General features: G+C 64.3%; 14 protein-coding genes and 1 tRNA gene. 3 read left to right on the top strand and 12 right to left on the bottom strand.

Annotated elements, in window-relative coordinates; genetic code table 11:
- Nucleotides 1-13 precede the first annotated feature (13 nt).
- The 5 genes from pstA to recJ all read right to left on the bottom strand — a co-directional run bounded on the left by pstA (nt 14) and on the right by recJ (nt 6,152).
- Nucleotides 14-1,321, bottom strand: a complete 1,308-nt coding sequence (gene pstA / locus Q0L48_RS02565) for a phosphate ABC transporter permease PstA (protein WP_296716847.1) — start codon at nt 1,319-1,321, stop codon at nt 14-16.
- Nucleotides 1,318-2,703: a phosphate ABC transporter permease subunit PstC gene (gene pstC / locus Q0L48_RS02560; protein ID WP_296716844.1), complete on the bottom strand. Its 1,386-nt coding sequence runs from the start codon at nt 2,701-2,703 to the stop codon at nt 1,318-1,320. Before pstC ends, pstA begins: the two co-directional genes overlap by 4 nt.
- Before the next feature lie 115 nt (nt 2,704-2,818).
- On the bottom strand, nt 2,819-4,072 hold the full coding sequence (locus Q0L48_RS02555) for an ATP-binding protein (RefSeq protein WP_296716843.1): 1,254 nt from the start codon (nt 4,070-4,072) through the stop codon (nt 2,819-2,821).
- A gap of 114 nt (nt 4,073-4,186) precedes the next feature.
- Nucleotides 4,187-4,261, bottom strand: a tRNA-Glu gene (locus Q0L48_RS02550).
- 91 nt (nt 4,262-4,352) lie between these two features.
- Nucleotides 4,353-6,152, bottom strand: coding sequence for a single-stranded-DNA-specific exonuclease RecJ (recJ, locus tag Q0L48_RS02545; protein ID WP_296716841.1), 1,800 nt, complete (start codon nt 6,150-6,152; stop codon nt 4,353-4,355).
- A gap of 85 nt (nt 6,153-6,237) precedes the next feature.
- Between recJ and Q0L48_RS02540 the strand changes: the two genes are divergently transcribed.
- The 3 genes from Q0L48_RS02540 (at nt 6,238) to Q0L48_RS02530 (ending at nt 8,189) form a co-directional block, all read left to right on the top strand.
- Nucleotides 6,238-6,732: a flavodoxin family protein gene (locus tag Q0L48_RS02540; RefSeq protein WP_296716840.1), complete on the top strand. Its 495-nt coding sequence runs from the start codon at nt 6,238-6,240 to the stop codon at nt 6,730-6,732.
- Nucleotides 6,733-6,893: 161 nt separating this feature from the next.
- The gene (locus Q0L48_RS02535; protein WP_296716836.1) at nt 6,894-7,670 is read left to right on the top strand and encodes a hypothetical protein; all 777 of its coding nucleotides are present in this window, start codon (nt 6,894-6,896) and stop codon (nt 7,668-7,670) included.
- Nucleotides 7,671-8,189, top strand: a complete 519-nt coding sequence (locus tag Q0L48_RS02530) for an AHH domain-containing protein (RefSeq protein WP_296716834.1) — start codon at nt 7,671-7,673, stop codon at nt 8,187-8,189.
- Between the two features lie 7 nt (nt 8,190-8,196).
- On the opposite strand, the gene Q0L48_RS02525 is transcribed toward Q0L48_RS02530, so the two are convergent.
- The 7 genes from Q0L48_RS02525 to Q0L48_RS02495 form a co-directional block, all read right to left on the bottom strand.
- Entirely contained in the window at nt 8,197-9,201 is a 1,005-nt protein-coding gene (locus Q0L48_RS02525; RefSeq protein WP_296716831.1) for a nitronate monooxygenase family protein, read from the bottom strand.
- Between the two features lie 93 nt (nt 9,202-9,294).
- Nucleotides 9,295-10,353: an amidohydrolase gene (locus Q0L48_RS02520; RefSeq protein ID WP_296716828.1), complete on the bottom strand. Its 1,059-nt coding sequence runs from the start codon at nt 10,351-10,353 to the stop codon at nt 9,295-9,297.
- A gap of 162 nt (nt 10,354-10,515) precedes the next feature.
- Nucleotides 10,516-11,295 carry a DUF2189 domain-containing protein gene (locus Q0L48_RS02515; RefSeq protein WP_296716825.1) on the bottom strand — a complete coding sequence of 260 codons (780 nt, stop codon included), beginning with the start codon at nt 11,293-11,295 and terminating at the stop codon, nt 10,516-10,518.
- Between the two features lie 91 nt (nt 11,296-11,386).
- A complete protein-coding gene (leuA, locus tag Q0L48_RS02510; RefSeq protein ID WP_296716822.1) occupies nt 11,387-13,075 on the bottom strand; it encodes a 2-isopropylmalate synthase in 1,689 nt (562 codons plus the stop codon).
- 209 nt (nt 13,076-13,284) lie between these two features.
- The gene (locus Q0L48_RS02505) at nt 13,285-13,731 is read right to left on the bottom strand and encodes a hypothetical protein (RefSeq protein ID WP_296716820.1); all 447 of its coding nucleotides are present in this window, start codon (nt 13,729-13,731) and stop codon (nt 13,285-13,287) included.
- 54 nt (nt 13,732-13,785) lie between these two features.
- Nucleotides 13,786-14,943: an alpha-hydroxy acid oxidase gene (locus Q0L48_RS02500; RefSeq protein WP_296716818.1), complete on the bottom strand. Its 1,158-nt coding sequence runs from the start codon at nt 14,941-14,943 to the stop codon at nt 13,786-13,788.
- Between the two features lie 45 nt (nt 14,944-14,988).
- Complete coding sequence (locus Q0L48_RS02495; protein WP_296716815.1) at nt 14,989-15,642, bottom strand: YceI family protein; 654 nt, start codon at nt 15,640-15,642, stop codon at nt 14,989-14,991.
- Nucleotides 15,643-15,697 lie beyond the last annotated feature (55 nt).

Below are 15,697 nucleotides of genomic sequence, written 5' to 3'. Positions count from 1 at the left end.
GGATGGATCACAGTCACCAGCGTTTCTCGAATTTGTTGCGGAGGTAGATGGCAAGGCCGTTCATGGCGAGCAGGAACACCAGTAGCACGATGATAGCCGCACTGGTGCGCTCGACAAAGCCGCGATCGATTTCGTCCGACCACAGGAAAATCTGCATCGGAAGAACCGTGGCGGGCGAGGTGAAGCCTTCGGGCGGCGTGGCGACAAAGGCGCGCATGCCGATCAGCAGCAGCGGCGCGGTCTCTCCCAGTGCTCGCGCCATGCCGATGATCGTGCCGGTCAGCATTCCCGGCAGAGCCAGGGGCAGCACGTGGTGAAACACCACCTGAACGGGAGATGCGCCGATTGCCAGCGCGCCATCACGGATCGAAGGAGGGACCGCCTTGATCGCGTTGCGGCTCGAAATGACGATAACCGGCATCGTCATCAGCGCCAGCGTCATGCCCCCGATCATCGGAGCAGAGCGCAGGTTGGGGAACAGCGTCAGGAAAATCGCGAGGCCGAGCAGACCGAAAATGATCGAAGGCACGGCGGCAAGATTGTTGATCGAAACCTCGATCACGTCGGTCCAGCGGTTCTTTGGCGCGTATTCTTCCAGATACAGCGCGGACAGGATTCCGATCGGGAAGGCCAACGCCAATGTCACCAGCATGGTGAGCATAGACCCCTTGAGCGCGCCCCAGATGCCGACTGCCTGCGGGCTGGTGGCATCGGACCGGGCAAGAAAGCCCCAGTCCCAATTCTTGGATAGTTTGCCAGCCTCGGCCAGCCGTGCCGCCAGCGCCTGATCTTCCGGCGAGCCTTCGCCTTCCAATCCGGCAGCAAGCCCGGATGAGGCGGGCAGCTCGAAGGTTTCGGTGCGGTTGATAAGCGTCGGGTCCTCGGCCAGCGCGGCGGCCACATCGCGCCAGGCATCGGCCGACAATTTCGTTACCGACTCGGCGCCGAGCTGCTCTTCGACATAGAAGGACACCACGTCGGGCAAACCCTGCATTTCCAGCGTCTGCATCGCGCTCGGCGCGGTGAGCGAGACAGCATCGCCGGTCACGCCGCTGGCGGGAAAGTCGATGGTTACGGTCACTTCCGCGCGCTGAAAACCACCGATGCCGTTGATCAGCATGTTGCCCAGCAAGAAGATCAGCACCGCTACCGAGAACATTACCGCCGACAGCCCAAGCAGGCGGAAGTTGCGCTCGGAGCGATACCGCTTCGCAAGCCGCTTCTCGAAAGTCGCAGTGCGGGTCGGGCCAAGCGCGTCGGACCGGCCTGATGCCAGAGCCTGCGATATCGACTCGGCAGGGGGGAGGGCTGAACTGCTCATTCGTAGGCCTCGCGGAAGCGTTTGACGACGCGCAGAGCGATGAAGTTGAGTGCCAGTGTCACCATGAACAGCACAAAGCCGAGCGCAAAGGCACTGAGCGTCGCCGGGTGGTCGGTACTCTGCTCGCCGGTCAACAGCTTCACGATCTGCACTGTCACGGTCGACATCGGCTCGAGCGGGTTGGCGGTCAGGTTGGCGGCGGGCGAAGCGGCCATCACCACGATCATGGTCTCGCCGATGGCGCGGCTGACAGCCAGCATGATGCCTGCAACGATGCCGGGCAGCGCGGCGGGAAACAGTACGCGGCGGATCGTTTCCGACTTGGTCGCGCCCATGGCGAGGCTGCCGTCACGCATCGCACCGGGAACGGCCGCCATCGAATCGTCTGCCATCGAGGAGACGAACGGGATGATCATCACCCCCATAACCACGCCTGCGGCCAAAGCGCTTTCCGTCGAAGCGGTGGTTATCCCGATCGAGACTGCCGCATCGCGGATGGCCGGCGCAATCGTCAATGCGGCGAAATAGCCGTAAACCACGGTGGGCACCCCGGCGAGGATCTCCAGCAGCGGCTTGACGTAGCGGCGCACGCGCGGATCGGCATATTGTGTGAGGTAAACCGCGCTCATCAAGCCCAGCGGGATCGCGACGATCATGGCGATGATCGCACCGATGAAGATCGTTCCCCAGAACAGCGGCAATGCGCCATAGCGCGAGGGATCGACGGCATCGGGGCTGACCATCGTATCTGGCCCCCACTTCGTGCCGAACAGGAATTCCACCGGCGAAACCATGCCGAAGAACCGCACGGTTTCGAACACGAGACTGGCGAAGATGCCGAAAGTGGTCAGAATCGCCACCAGCGATGCAAGCAGCAGGATCACCATCACGGTGCGTTCTACCCGCGTACGGGCCCGGAAATCGGGACGCACGCGCAGGAAAGCCAGCCCGCCGCCGCCGATCGCGATCAGCACGGTTACGATCACGCCGATGATATTGTAGCGGGTCAGCGCTTCGCGATACGGCTCGATCAGCGCCTCCGCCTCATCGTTGAATACGCCGAGAGCATTGCCTTGGGCGACCGCGCGCGCTTCACCCAAAAATGCATCGCGCTCGAACCCGAAAGCGGGAAGCTGCTGCGCCGCTGGTGAGGCGAGCACGCTTTGCGCAACCAACTGCGGCGATATGATCGACCACAAGGTCACGAAAGCCAAAACCGGCAGCACCACCCACAGCGCCACATACCACGCGTGGTAGATCGGCCGCGAAACCGGGCGCAACTTCGGATCGCTGCTCTGGAAACTCCACGCCTTGGCCCGGCCCGCCAGCCATCCGGCAAGGGCAAGCCCGATGGCTATCAGGATGAGCGTGATCGGCGACATTTAATGAACCTGTTATCCTCAGATGAGGCGCGCGTGAATCGGACTGCCGGTGTTGTGGCCCCGCTGACTCGGAATGCCTGCCATGGCGGGCGCATGTTGAAGAAATAAGACACAGCTATGACAGTTTTTGGGTTTCCGCGCCGATCGCGTCCTCGACAAGTCCGGCCTGTTCCGCTGTTTCGGCCTGATTTGGCTGCCCGGCCAAGGGGATACGCACCACAACGCGGGTTCCCTTGCCGCGTTCGCTGGTGATGTCGAGCCGTCCGCGATGACGTTCGACAATATGTTTTACGATCGCAAGGCCAAGGCCCGTTCCGCCGGATGCACGGCTGCGGCCGGGATCGGTGCGGTAAAAACGGCGGGTCAGATGGGGAATTTGCTCCGGAGAGACGCCTTCGCCTTCGTCGGCAACCACAATCCGCGCCTGATCGCCGGGCGCAAGATCGAGCGTGACGGTCACTGTCCGGTCATGCGCTCCGTATTTCAGGGCGTTGTCGACCAGATTGCGCACCACCTGTTCCAACTGATGAAGGTCGCCCAGCACGCAAGGCTGGGCCGACAGTTCAAGCTCGATCCGGTCGATCCGCGCTGTTCCGGCGGCATCGCGCGCGGCGCGCTCCACCAGAGGCGCAAGGTCGACGCGTTCGGTCGGCAGTTCATGTTTCTCAGCTTCCACCCGCGACAGGCTCATCAGATCGCTGACCAGTGCGTGCAGACGCTGCGCCTCACGTTCAATAATGCCGAGGAATTTCTGTGCGGTGGGTGTGTCGACCCTGCCATCGTCTTCACGCAGGGTCTCGACATAGCCGAGAATCGCCGCGAGCGGTGTGCGCAGTTCGTGGCTGGCGTTGGCGACGAAATCGGTATGGGCGCGGCTGATATCGGCCTCGGCGGTCTGGTTGGTCAGTTCCAGCATCGCAAGACGGTCATCGATTGCCCGGCGGCTTATCTGCCAGATGTCCTGCCGCCGCACCAGGCCGCGCACGATCGCCTCACCGTCACGGCTGTCGTTGAGCAGCGAGATCGCCTCGGGCTGGCGCAAAGCGACCCGCGCATCCTGTCCGATCATGTGCAGGCCGAGCATGGTGCGCGCGGCGCGATTGGCCAGCGCGATGGTATTGCGTTCGGTAATCAGCACGGGGGTCGAGAAATTTTCGATCAGGTCGCGGATCGAATCGAGATCGAGTTTCTGCCGTACGACCGCTTTGGGCGGTTCGGGCGGCCGGCCGGCAGCGACGAGGAGCGAGCCGAACCACACCAGCAGCACCGCGAGCGCGATAACCGCATCGACTCCCAGCAGTATCATCGCCACCACGGCCATGCCTGCCAGCAGGATGCCTGCAACCGGAAAGTTCTGGCCCATGCCCATGGCGCACGGCCTTACAGACAAGCGCCGGGTGAGGAAAGCGGGCAAGGCGGGTTCAGCACACGAAAAGGGCGGCAAGGCCGAAGCCTGCCGCCCATGTTCTTCCGTAACCGGAAGTGGTGACCCCTACGGGAATCGAACCCGTGTTTCAGCCGTGAAAGGGCCGCGTCCTAACCGCTAGACGAAGGGGCCGTCGCGATTGCGAGAGCGCGCAACTAGGGGGGTGAATGGGATCGGTCAAGCCCCGTTTGCTTGGCTCACGGGAAATTTTCGCGGACCGCGCTCAATCGGCGAAGGCGGCGTCTTCCAGGTGCAGTTCGGCGGCAGGACGGTTGCCCCAATCGTCAAGCTTGACCCGGCCTGCCAGATGAAAGCGCCGCCCGGTGCTGCGATGGAGCAGCGTCTGCGCCATCTCGGTTTCTGCCGCACGGAAGGCGATGGCCTTGAACGAACGTCCGTCCATCCCGCTGGCGACCAGCCGCAGATGATCCTTGCCGACGATGTCCGCCTTCACGATCCGTGCCGGACCGACCACCACGCGCGGAGCGGGCCAGCCGACGCCGTAGGGGCCAGCGGCTTCCAGTGTCTCGACCAGTTCCGGCGTAAGCCCGCCCGGTGCGAGCGCGAGATCGAGCAGCATCGCGGCGCCCGCCATCGCCCGATCAATATCGCGGGCCAACCGTTCGTCGAGGAATCCGGCAAAATCGGCGAGCCTGCCGCTGTCTATGGTCAACCCGGCCGCCATCGCATGGCCGCCACCTGCCACCAGCAACCCGGCCTCTCGCGCAGCGATGATTGCCGCGCCGAGATCGACCCCGCTGATCGAGCGGCCCGAGCCTTTGCCCTGCAATCCGTCCAGCGCAATCACGATTGCCGGCTTGCCGGTCTTTTCCTTGATCCGCCCGGCAACGATTCCGATCACGCCGGGATGCCAGCCGTGGCCGGACAATACCTGCACCGACATGTTGTGCTGGCCTGCGAGCTGCGCTTCGGCGGCTTCCTGCACCTCGGCCTCGATCGCGCGGCGTTCCTCGTTCAATTGCGATAGCTGGGCCGCGATGGCGCGCGCTTCTTCGGGATCGGTGGTGGTGAGCAATCGCACGCCAAGCGTCGATTCGCCGACCCTGCCGCCTGCATTGATCCGCGGGCCGAGCGCAAAGCCGAGATCGCTGCACACAGGTGCGCGGGTGAGGCGGCTTGCGTCGATCAGCGCCGCCATTCCGATCCGCTCCCGCCGGGCGAGCACCTTCAGGCCCTGCGCAACGAAGGCGCGATTGAGGCCGTGTAGTGCGGCGACATCGGCGACCGTGCCGAGCGCGACCAGATCGAGCAGACCGATGAGATCCGGCTCGCGGCGCTGCGCGAACCAGCCCTTGGTCCGCAAGGTGCGCACCAATGCGATGCCGAGCAGGAAGGCAACGCCCACCGCCGCCAGATGTCCGTGCGCCGCCCCAAGGTCGCTTTCGTCCAGCCGATTGGGATTGACCAGGGCCGCGGTCTCGGGAAGTTCGGGCGAACATTTGTGATGGTCGACGACAATCACATCGACCCCGGCACGCTTCGCCATGCCGAGCGCTTCGTGCGCCATTGCGCCGCAATCGACAGTGACGATCAGGCTGGAGCCGCCCTCGGCCAGCTTGACCAGCGCTTCGCCGCTCGGCCCGTAACCTTCAAGCAGCCGGTCCGGGATGTAATAGCCCGCGTCATGGCCAAGCTGGCGCAGCAGCTCCACCAGCAATGCCGCGCTGGTCGCGCCATCGACGTCGTAATCCCCGTAGATCGTTACCTGCTCGCCGGTCATCACCGCATAGGCAATGCGATCGGCAGCGGCATCCATGTCGCGAAAGGCGGAAGGATCGGGCAGGAATTCGCGCAAGGTCGGGCGGGCATGGCGCGCAAGGTCGTCCGGTGCGACCCCGCGGGTCAACAGCAACTGATCGAGGATCGAATGCTCCAGCCCCAGCGATCCGGCATCGCCCAGTTCCATATTGCCGCCCCGCCAACGCCACGCCTTGCCCGACAGAGAGGCAGTGACGCCAAACACGTGGGCGAGCGGGGCAGTGGAAAGCGGAGCAGAGGCCATATTTCGCTTCCTATCGCAATCCGGGCACGGCGGACAGGCGCAGGCGATTGACAATAGACAGGAACGAACGGCACCCAGTCACCCGATGTCCGATACAACCCCGCCCGCACAGCTGCTCGTCGTCTGGCATAGCCGAACCGGAGCAAGCGAGGCGATGGCGCAGGCCGCTGCCGAAGGTGCCGCCGACGTGCGACTGCTGCGAGCCGATGCCGTATCGGACGCGGCGCTGATCGAGGCCGGAGGCTACCTGTTCGTGTGTCCCGAGAATTTGGCGAGCATGAGCGGCCTGATGAAAGAGATGTTCGACCGCACCTATTATGATGTGCTCGGCAGGATCGAAGGCCGCCCCTATGCCACCATCATCGCCGCCGGGTCCGACGGAGAGGGCGCGCAGCGCCAGATCGACCGGATCGCGACTGGCTGGCGGCTCAGACGGGTGGCTGAACCGATGATCGTGAACTTCTCCGCACGGACCCCCGAAGCGATTGCTGCACCCAAGGTTGTGCCCGACAAGGTTCTGAAACAATGCCGGGAATTGGGTGCCGCGATGGCAGAGGGGCTGCGTCTCGGCGTCTTCTAGGTGGTGAACCGTATTGGGACGGTTTGGCGACATTCGGGACTCGACGATAGATTTCAAAACAGCCAAAGATGTCAGCCGGATTGCGGCCCGGGTCAGGCGCGATACGATGGGGGATCTGGACAATTTCACAGTCGCAGCATGCTGAGGCCGCAGGGCTGCAATTGCTGTTCGCGCCGGGCACGCGGCCGACGCGCGGCGCGCTTTTGGACTTCGTATCGCAGCAGCACTCCGTCTCGCTGAGCCATGATCCGGTGGACGAGGCCGGACCGCATCCGGTGGCTGCTGATGGTGAAGCGCTGCGCCGGGCAGAGGCTGACGCCGCGCCGCATGACCAGCTCTGGATCGAATTGTTGCGTGATGGGCTGACCTTCGATCTGGCCGGACTCGCGCCGGGGCAATCGCTCACGCCTCCCGTGATTGCCCGCCGCTTCGATTTCGCGGCGCATCCCGCGAACGCTCATCTCGAGGTTCTCGGCATCGCGCCCGGACCACATCTGTCCGCAGGCGCGCGAACCATGCCGGTTCTCAGGGGCATGCTGGCGCTGGCCCGCGACCTTGCCTTGCATTTCGAGGATTTGCAGGCCGTTTTCTGGCCCCCGTCGGGCAGCGCGATCGGGCGGCGGTTCTTCGAATCGGTCGTCACCGCCTGGCTGGAAGGTGGTGCGTTCCCGGCGCTTGGTCTGATCGGATTCGACGAGACTGCGGACGGCGCGCTGCAGAGCATCGGGCTGGCGTTCTGGATCGGGCAGGAACTCCGGATCGAACCTCCGCTCTCCAATGACAAGGTCGCCGCCACCCGGCTTGGTGTGCGGCTGATCAACCAGTTGGTGATCGTCGGCGGTATCACCGAAAGCGAGCGGATCATTGCCCCGGACGGCACCCGGCTCGTGATGCAGACTTCGCGCAACAGCGAGTACATCCGGGTCAGACGCGAATAGATGAAGCAACCGGGTCGCACCACCTTCCGCACAGTCATCTCCTTCCGCTCGGTCAACCGCCGCGGCGATCCCGGTCATGATCCGTCCTTGCAGCGTCACCACCTGCTCCCCCGGCAATTGCTGTCGCGCCGGTGTTTTGGCGCGATGTTCGATGTGGTTGGCCGCGATCAGGTGGGGTTCGACGATTTCCGCACCAATGGCTTGCTGCTTCCCGCGAACGAGGAAGCGACGGTGCGGACCGGAATGCCGCTGCATCGCGGGCCGCACCAACGCTACAACGAGGTCGTGATCGCGCGGGTCGGCCGGATCGAGGAAAGCTGGTCGCTTGCGCGCAGCAGCAATCCCGAAGCGGCCCTGTCGGACGCGCTGATGCGGCTCCAATTGCTCCAGAGCGCCCTGCGCCGCCAGCTTCTGGCCGAGCGTCGGCGGGTGCTGCTCAACCGCAGGGATCCGCTTGGCACCGGGTTCGACTTCAGCGATCTCGATGCGATGGCAGAGGCGCTGTGGTCGGCGCAGTAGGCCGCTGCTATTCGGCCGCCTCCGCCAGCGTGCCCCATGACGAATAGGCCGAATTAGCGATCAGCCGCGCCTTGGCCGCGTGGTATTCGCGCTCCATCCGCGCCACCATATCCTCGACCGTGCCGACCGATTTGACCGCGCCGATTCCCTGACCCGATCCCCAGATGTCCTTCCACGCCTTGGCCTTGGTGTTGCCGCCGCTGCCGAAGTTCATCTTGCTGGGGTCGCTCTCAGGCAAGGCGTCGGGATCCAGCCCGGCATTCTCGATTGATGAGCGCAGGTAATTGCCGTGCACGCCGGTGAACAGGTTGGAATAGACGATCCCTTCCGCCGACCCGTCGACGATGCCCTGCTTGTAAGCCTGATCCGCGTTGGCTTCCTCGGTCGCGATGAAGGCGCTTCCGGCATAGCCGAAGTCCGCCCCCATTGCCTGCGCCGCCAGGATCGAGCCGCCATGGGCAATCGAGCCCGAGAGCGCGACAAGCCCGCCGAACCATTCGCGGATTTCCTGCATCAGCGCGAACGGCGACTGCGTTCCCGCATGGCCGCCGGCCCCTGCGGCCACCGGGATCAGCCCGTCCGCGCCTTTTTCAATCGCCTTGTGGGCGAAGCGGTTGTTGATAACATCGTGCATGGTGATCCCGCCCCAGTTGCGCACCGCATCGAAGATCTCGGTCCGCGCGCCTAGCGAGGTGATGACCAACGGCACCTGCCATTTCTCGCAGGTGGCCAGATCCTGCATTACCCGGTCGTTCGACTTGTGGACGATCTGGTTGACCGCGAACGGCGCAGCGGGGCGATCCGGGTTCGCCCGGTTGTGCGCAGCCAGTTCCTCGGTAATCTGGTGCAGCCATTCATCCAGCAGCGTTTGCGGCCGCGCGTTGAGCGCCGGAAAGCTGCCGATGATTCCCGCCTTGCACTGCGCAATCACCAGTTCCGGGCCGGAGACGATGAACAGCGGCGATCCGATCAGCGGCAGACGCAGGCGATCGAACGGGGCGGGAAGGGGCATCGGTTTCTCCTCAAAACGTATTCGGCATTAACCCGCGTCTCTAGCGGCGGTTCCGAACCTGCCAAGCGTGATCTTTGCAAGACCCGCGCAGCATCAGCCCAGCAAATGATCTAGGCCGTAGAACCGCGCGGCAGTGCCTGCGTAAAGCGCGGCTTTTTCGTCCGCGCTGGCCGAGCGGGTGAGGTGTTTGAACGCGTTCCACAGCACAGCGTAATCCGCGCCCCAGTAATCGACCGGATAGTTGCTTTCGAACATTGCGCGCTCCGGCCCGAAGGCTTCGATGCAGGTCTCGATATAGGGCCGCCACAGCGCAGCAAGATGCTCCGATCCGTGCCCGGCGGCGGGGCCGTCTTCGGGCAGGGCGCAGAATGCCATCGCCATCCCGCCGAGCTTGACCACCACGTTTTCGCACTTCGCCAGTTCGTGGATGTTGCGGCGCCAGATATCGAAGCGTTCGTGCAGCCGCCCCTTGTAGGCCGCGACCCCAAGCGGCGTACCGCAATGGTCGAGGCAGATCGGCTGATCGGGGAAGGCGCGCGCCAGATCGATCACGTCGGGCAATTGCGGTTCCAGCACCCACGCATCGAAGGTCATCGCGCGCTTGCCGAGTTCCGCGAAGCCCTGGCGGAAGGTCGCGTCGCGGTACAGGCCTTCGGGTGCATGGAACGGGGGGCCCAACACCACCGGATCGGCATCCCACGCGCCCTGATGTCGGATGCCCCTGAATCGGCGCGGCGCGGCGGCGCGGAGCGCATCGAGCACTGCCCCCGCTTCGCTGCCCAGCATCAGATCGGCATGGCCGACAATGCCGGCGCATGGCCGACCCGGCCCGTAAAGCCCGCTTGCCGCCTGCGCGGCGACGCCGTTGACGAATTCGACCTCGCCCACCGGCTTCAACGTGTCGCCCAGCGAAGCATCGTAGAACGCGCTGCATTCCATGAAGACCGTGCCGATGATGTTGTGCCCGCTGTTCAGGTGCGTCTGCAGCTGGTCGAAGGTGTAGTGCGCATTATCCACCAGCGCGGCGATGAAGTGGTGATGTGGTTCGGGGAACATCGGCAGCATCGGCCGCAAGTCCCACAGGTGGTGGTGCGGATCGATGATGGGCAGATCGGGTTCGAGAATCGCTTCGGGCGTGCGGCTGTCGGTCATGGTTCTCTCCCTCGTGGTGCGGCGTGTAGGAGACACATGAGACACTGTTCAGGAACAGAAAACCCGCCGCCCCGCGCCGCTCTTTATCCAGTTAGCTCTAATGGTTCGAACGGCGCGCGTCATGCCTCTTCTGGTAGGGAGCGGTCTGGCGGTAGGAAATGCCTAAACAACCGCACGGCGATAGAGGTGCCAGGTCGCATGGCCGAGCACCGGCAGCGCCACCATCAGGCCGAGAAACGCCGGGATCATCGCTGCAAACAACACCGCCGCGATGATCGCCGCCCAGGCCAGCATCACCGCGAAATTGCCGCGCACGGTTTTAAAGCTGGCGATGATCGCGGTGAGAAAATCGACCTTGCGTTCGACCAGCATCGGCAGGCTGATGACTGTCATCGCATAGAACGCGAATGCCATCACCGCGCCGACCACGCTGCCGACCGCCAGCATCATCAGACCCGCCGGTGTGAGCAGAGCGGCGAGCGATTCCCCGCCCATACCGCTTTCGGCCATGAACACCGCGAAGATCGCGTGCGCCACGATCATCCAGAACGAAAAGGCGACGAACACGATCACTCCCATCGACAGGATCTGGTCGTCGTCATGCCCCTTCAGCGCCCCCAGCACCGCGCGCCAGCCGATTGCCTCGCCAGCCTCGCGCCGACGGCTCGCTTCATAAAGGCCGACTGCTACGAAGGGCGCGACCAGCGGGAAACCCGCCATTGCAGGGATCAGCCAGGTCGGCTCGCCCCCGGTCACTGTCGCCCAGCCGATTGCGAGGCCCGCCAGCACATAAACCCCGCCGAAGAACATCCCGTATTGCGGCATGCTGAGGAAGTCGCGCCAGCCTGCGGCCAGCGCCTTGCCCAGATCGCCGAATGCCAGATCGCCCGCCACCTGCGGCGGTGGCAGCGGCGTGGCGGGGCCTTGTTCCAGCACTTCCATCGGCTTGCCTCCCCCACCCATGATCCGCGTCTGATGCGCAGGCCGCAAGATTGCGCGGAAATTGCGCGTGGTGCAAGCAGGTAAGGCGCGTCTATGCGGCGCTTTGCGCAACCGCGACGTTTGCGGCTGAAAGCACCGCGCGCACGCTGGCGGTCGCCACGTCCTCGTCGATGCCGCAGCCCCAGATCGTGCGGCCATCGCCCGCCCGGCATTCCAGATAGGCCGCCGCGCGCGCATCCGTGCCCGAGCCGAGCGCGTGTTCGGTGTAATCGGCGACTTCGAGATCCACGCCGAAGGCTTCGCGCAAGGTGCCCATGACGCTGGAGATCAGGCCGTTGCCGCGCCCCGATACGCTCTGTTCGACCCCGTCGACCGCGATGGTCCCGGCGAAAATCCGCGTGCCGTCGGAACTGCGGCTTTCCTCGTAGCGAACCAGCTGGAAATGCTTGGGGTGGGTCTGCACCTGATAGGCCTTGCGGAAGGCATCCCAGATATCGGCGGCATTCAATTCGCGGCCCAACGCGTCCGCCATGCGCTGGACGTGGGCGCTGAAATCGGCCTGCATTTTTTTGGGGAGTTTCAGGCCCTGGTCCTTCTCCAGCACCCAGGCAAACCCGCCCTTGCCGGATTGCGAATTGACCCGGATCACCGCTTCGTAACTGCGCCCCAAGTCAGCCGGATCGATCGGCAGATAGGGCACGCGCCAATATTCGTCGTTCTGCGCGTCGCGGGCCTCGAAACCCTTCTTGATCGCGTCCTGATGGCTGCCGGAAAACGCGGTGTAGACCAGCTCACCGCCGTAGGGGTGGCGCTGATGCACGGGGAGGTCGTTGCAATATTCCACCGTCGCGATCACGCGGTCGATGTCGGAAAAATCCAGCTTCGGATCGACGCCTTGGCTGTAGAGGTTGAGCGCCATGGTCACGAGGCAGCAATTGCCGGTGCGCTCGCCATTGCCGAACAGGCAGCCTTCGACGCGGTCAGCCCCTGCCATCAGCCCCAGTTCCGCCGCCGCGACCCCGGTGCCGCGGTCGTTGTGGGTGTGCAGACTGATCACCGCCGCCTCGCGGTTGGGCAGGTGGCGGCAGAAATATTCGATCTGGTCGGCGTAGATATTCGGGGTCGCCGCCTCGACCGTGGCGGGCAGGTTGAGGATGATCGGATGGTCGGGCGTGGGGGCCAGCACCTCCATCACTGCCGCGCAGACCTCGATGCTGAAATCGAGTTCGGCGGTGGAGAAGGTTTCGGGCGAATACTGGAAATGCCACTCGGTGCCGGGCTGCTTCGCCGCCTCGTCGCGCATCACCTTGGCACCGGCGACGGCGATGGCTTTCACCTCTTCCCGGCTCATCCGGAACACGATGTCGCGCCATGCAGGGCTGACGGCGTTGTAAAGGTGCACGATTGCTGCCCGCGCGCCTTCGAGACTGGCGAAGCTGGTGCGGATCAGGTCTTCGCGGCTCTGGGTGAGCACCTGCACGATCACGTCATCGGGGATCGCATCGGATTTCACGAGGCCGGAAATGAAGTCGAACTCGGTCGCGCCCGCACTGGGGAAGCCGACTTCGATTTCCTTGACACCAATGTCGATCAGCAGATCGAAAAAGCGGCGCTTTTTCACCGCGTCCATCGGGTCGATGATCGACTGGTTGCCGTCGCGCAAGTCGGTCGAAAGCCAGCGTGGGGCCTGTTCGATCAGGCGCGATGGCCATTGGCGGCCGGGCAAGTCGATCTGCCCGAAGGCACGGTACTTGGCGGAAGGATCCTTGAGCATGGGCATGGAATGAGGCTCGTCGCGGTAGTGGAAAAGGAAGGCTGGCGGCGGTTCACCCTTGGGAGCGGGGCCGCGGCGTTCCTCGCGCGCGGTGCCCTACGCCCAAGGGCGCATAAGTCGAAGCAGCAGGGTTCCGTTCCGCGTCATGGGCAGCAGTCTTTGCCGATTACCGGGCCGCGCGCAAGCACGGATTGCCAGCGCCCGCGGGCCGCTGCTCAGCCGCAGCGAGCGTCGACGATGACATTCTGCGCGTCCAGCATCAGGCTGAGGCGCGGGTTGGTGGCATCGGGGTTCACATAACCAGGCGTGCCGTAGGCGACGAAGCGCAGGTTGTCGCTGCGGCCCAGCGCCTTGACGATTTCGGTCCGTGTCGCATCGTCGGCGGGCTTGCCGATGAACGGTCCCATCATGTTCGCGCCGCAGTTTGCCGACGCGGGATCGGTCAGTGTTCCGGCTGCGAACGGACCGGGCGCAGCGCCGGGCAGGGTTTCGGCCACTTTGGGTGCGACCGTGCCTTGCGGTGCGGGTGTCGCGCCGCCGTTCTGATTGATCCGCGCGGCGAAACTGTCGGCATCATTGGCGACGGGGTCGGGTTCGCTGCCGCAGGCGGTCAGAGCCAGCGCAAGGGGCAGGGCGAGGAGGGCAGGCGAAATCTTGAGCATGGTGTCGATCCGTTCGAAGAGTTGTCAGCCTCAAGCGCGCCTTGCATTGCAAGATTATGACATGCCGCGGAATCGCAGCCGGTCGGTCGTCAACTGCGCCACCCCCGTGACGCCCATCAGCCGCATTCCGCGCTCGATCTCGTCCTTGAGAATGCCGAGCGCGCGTTCGACCCCGTCCTGCCCGGCAGCGGCCAGCGCGTAGAGGTAAAGCCGCCCGCCCGAAGCCGCCGTCGCGCCGCTCGCCAGTGCTTTCAGGACATGGGTGCCGCGCCGCACGCCGCCGTCGCAGATGATCTCTATCTCGCCGCCCACCGCATCGACGATTTCGGGTAGCTGGTCATACGGCGCGCGGCTGCCATCCAGCTGCCTGCCGCCGTGGTTGGAGATCATGATCGCATCGGCGCCGATGTCGACCGCGCGGCGGGCGTCGGCGGCGCTCATCACGCCCTTCAGCACGAATGTCCCGCCCCATTGCTGGCGGATCGCGGCAGCGGTGTCCCAATCCATCGCGGTGTCGAGCATGGTGTTGAAATATTCGGCGATGCTCACCGCCTTGCCGCTGCCCTCGGACACGTGGGTGTCGAGATTGGGGAGGCGGAATTTCTCGCGCAAGACATAGTCGAGCGTCCAACGCGGGCGGGTAGCATAGCTGAGGATGCTGGCCGGGGTGAAACGCGGCGGGGTGGTGAAGCCGCTGCGCAGGCACCGCTCGCGCTTGCCCGAAACAATGGTGTCGACCGTCAGCGCCAGCGCATCGAACTTTGCTGCCTTACAGCGTTCGATCATGTGGGTGTTCAGGCCCTTGTCCTTGTGGACGTAAAGCTGGAACAGCTTGGGACCGCTGGTCAGCGCGGCGATCTCCTCGATGCTGCGGGTGGCAAGGCTGGAGATACCGAACCACAGACCGAACTTCTCCGCCGCCTTCGCCACGGCTGTTTCCCCCTGCCAGTGGAATGCGCGTTGCACTGCGGTGGGCGAGAGCATCAGCGGCAGCGCGGATTTGCGGCCGAGAATGGTGCAGGAGGTATCGATCACCTCTACCCCGGCGAGCACATCGGGCACCAGATCGACATTATCGAAAGCGGACGTGTTACGCGCCTTGGTCAGTTCGTCATCCGCCGCCCCGTCGATATAATCGAACACGGGAAAGGGCAGGCGGGCCTTGGCCAGTCGCCGGAAATCGTCGATATTGTGGCAATCGGTCAGGCGCATCGGCGTGCTGCCTGCCCGATTGCCGGATTGCTGTCGAGAGCGCTTTTACTGCTTTTCAAACGCCACGCTGATATCGAGTTCAACCTCGTCGCTGACCAGCGGAATGCCGTAGTTCACGCCGAAATCGGAGCGTTTGATCTCGGTCTCGGCTTCGAAGCCGATGGTTTCCTTCTTGTTCATCGGGTTCGTCCCCGCGCCAGTGAATTCGGCTTCGAAGGTGACCGGCTTGGTAACGCCGTTCAAGGTCAGGTTGCCGGTGATCATCGCGGTCATGCCGTCCACTTCGACCGCAGTCGAAACGAAGCGGGCAGGGGCGGGTTCGGCTCCGAAGAAATCGGGGCTGCCGCCATCCTTCGCCGGACGCAGCAGGTGGTCGGTCAACCCCTTGCTGGCGGTGGTGACACTGGCGACCGGGATCGTGACGTCGACCATCGCGGCTTCCGGATTGGCCGGGTCGATCACCAGCGTTCCGGCAACATCGCCGAAGATGCCGTAATAATCGTTGAAGCCGAAGTGGTTGACCTCGAACGTGATCAGCGAGTGAGCGGGATCGGCGGAGTAGGTTCCGGCAGTCACGCGGGCCGGATCCTGCTGGCCCGGCACCTGCGGAGCGCCCTGCGCGAAGATGGCGGGGGCTGCGGCGATGCCCCCGGTCACGGCGAGCATCGTGGCGGCGGCGGCAAGGGCGATTCTTTTCATAGCGGCTGTCTCCTGGAGTGTGTCTCGTCCAGCAATGAACGAGACACACCTTCAG

Origin of the sequence: Erythrobacter sp. (genome assembly GCF_024305245.1) — a bacterium.
Lineage (GTDB): Bacteria > Pseudomonadota > Alphaproteobacteria > Sphingomonadales > Sphingomonadaceae > Erythrobacter.
The sequence above is the reverse complement of the archived record's forward strand: the minus strand, read 5'-3'. Positions and strand labels throughout refer to the sequence as shown.

Coding starts and splice junctions, on each gene's coding strand:
- pstA (WP_296716847.1), bottom strand. CDS start 1,321: ATGAGCAGTTCAGCCCTCCCCCCTGCCGAGTCGATATCGCAGGCTCTG.
- pstC (WP_296716844.1), bottom strand. CDS start 2,703: ATGTCGCCGATCACGCTCATCCTGATAGCCATCGGGCTTGCCCTTGCC.
- Q0L48_RS02555 (WP_296716843.1), bottom strand. CDS start 4,072: ATGGGCATGGGCCAGAACTTTCCGGTTGCAGGCATCCTGCTGGCAGGC.
- recJ (WP_296716841.1), bottom strand. CDS start 6,152: ATGGCCTCTGCTCCGCTTTCCACTGCCCCGCTCGCCCACGTGTTTGGC.
- Q0L48_RS02540 (WP_296716840.1), top strand. CDS start 6,238: ATGTCCGATACAACCCCGCCCGCACAGCTGCTCGTCGTCTGGCATAGC.
- Q0L48_RS02530 (WP_296716834.1), top strand. CDS start 7,671: ATGAAGCAACCGGGTCGCACCACCTTCCGCACAGTCATCTCCTTCCGC.
- Q0L48_RS02525 (WP_296716831.1), bottom strand. CDS start 9,201: ATGCCCCTTCCCGCCCCGTTCGATCGCCTGCGTCTGCCGCTGATCGGA.
- Q0L48_RS02520 (WP_296716828.1), bottom strand. CDS start 10,353: ATGACCGACAGCCGCACGCCCGAAGCGATTCTCGAACCCGATCTGCCC.
- Q0L48_RS02515 (WP_296716825.1), bottom strand. CDS start 11,295: ATGGAAGTGCTGGAACAAGGCCCCGCCACGCCGCTGCCACCGCCGCAG.
- leuA (WP_296716822.1), bottom strand. CDS start 13,075: ATGCCCATGCTCAAGGATCCTTCCGCCAAGTACCGTGCCTTCGGGCAG.
- Q0L48_RS02505 (WP_296716820.1), bottom strand. CDS start 13,731: ATGCTCAAGATTTCGCCTGCCCTCCTCGCCCTGCCCCTTGCGCTGGCT.
- Q0L48_RS02500 (WP_296716818.1), bottom strand. CDS start 14,943: ATGCGCCTGACCGATTGCCACAATATCGACGATTTCCGGCGACTGGCC.
- Q0L48_RS02495 (WP_296716815.1), bottom strand. CDS start 15,642: ATGAAAAGAATCGCCCTTGCCGCCGCCGCCACGATGCTCGCCGTGACC.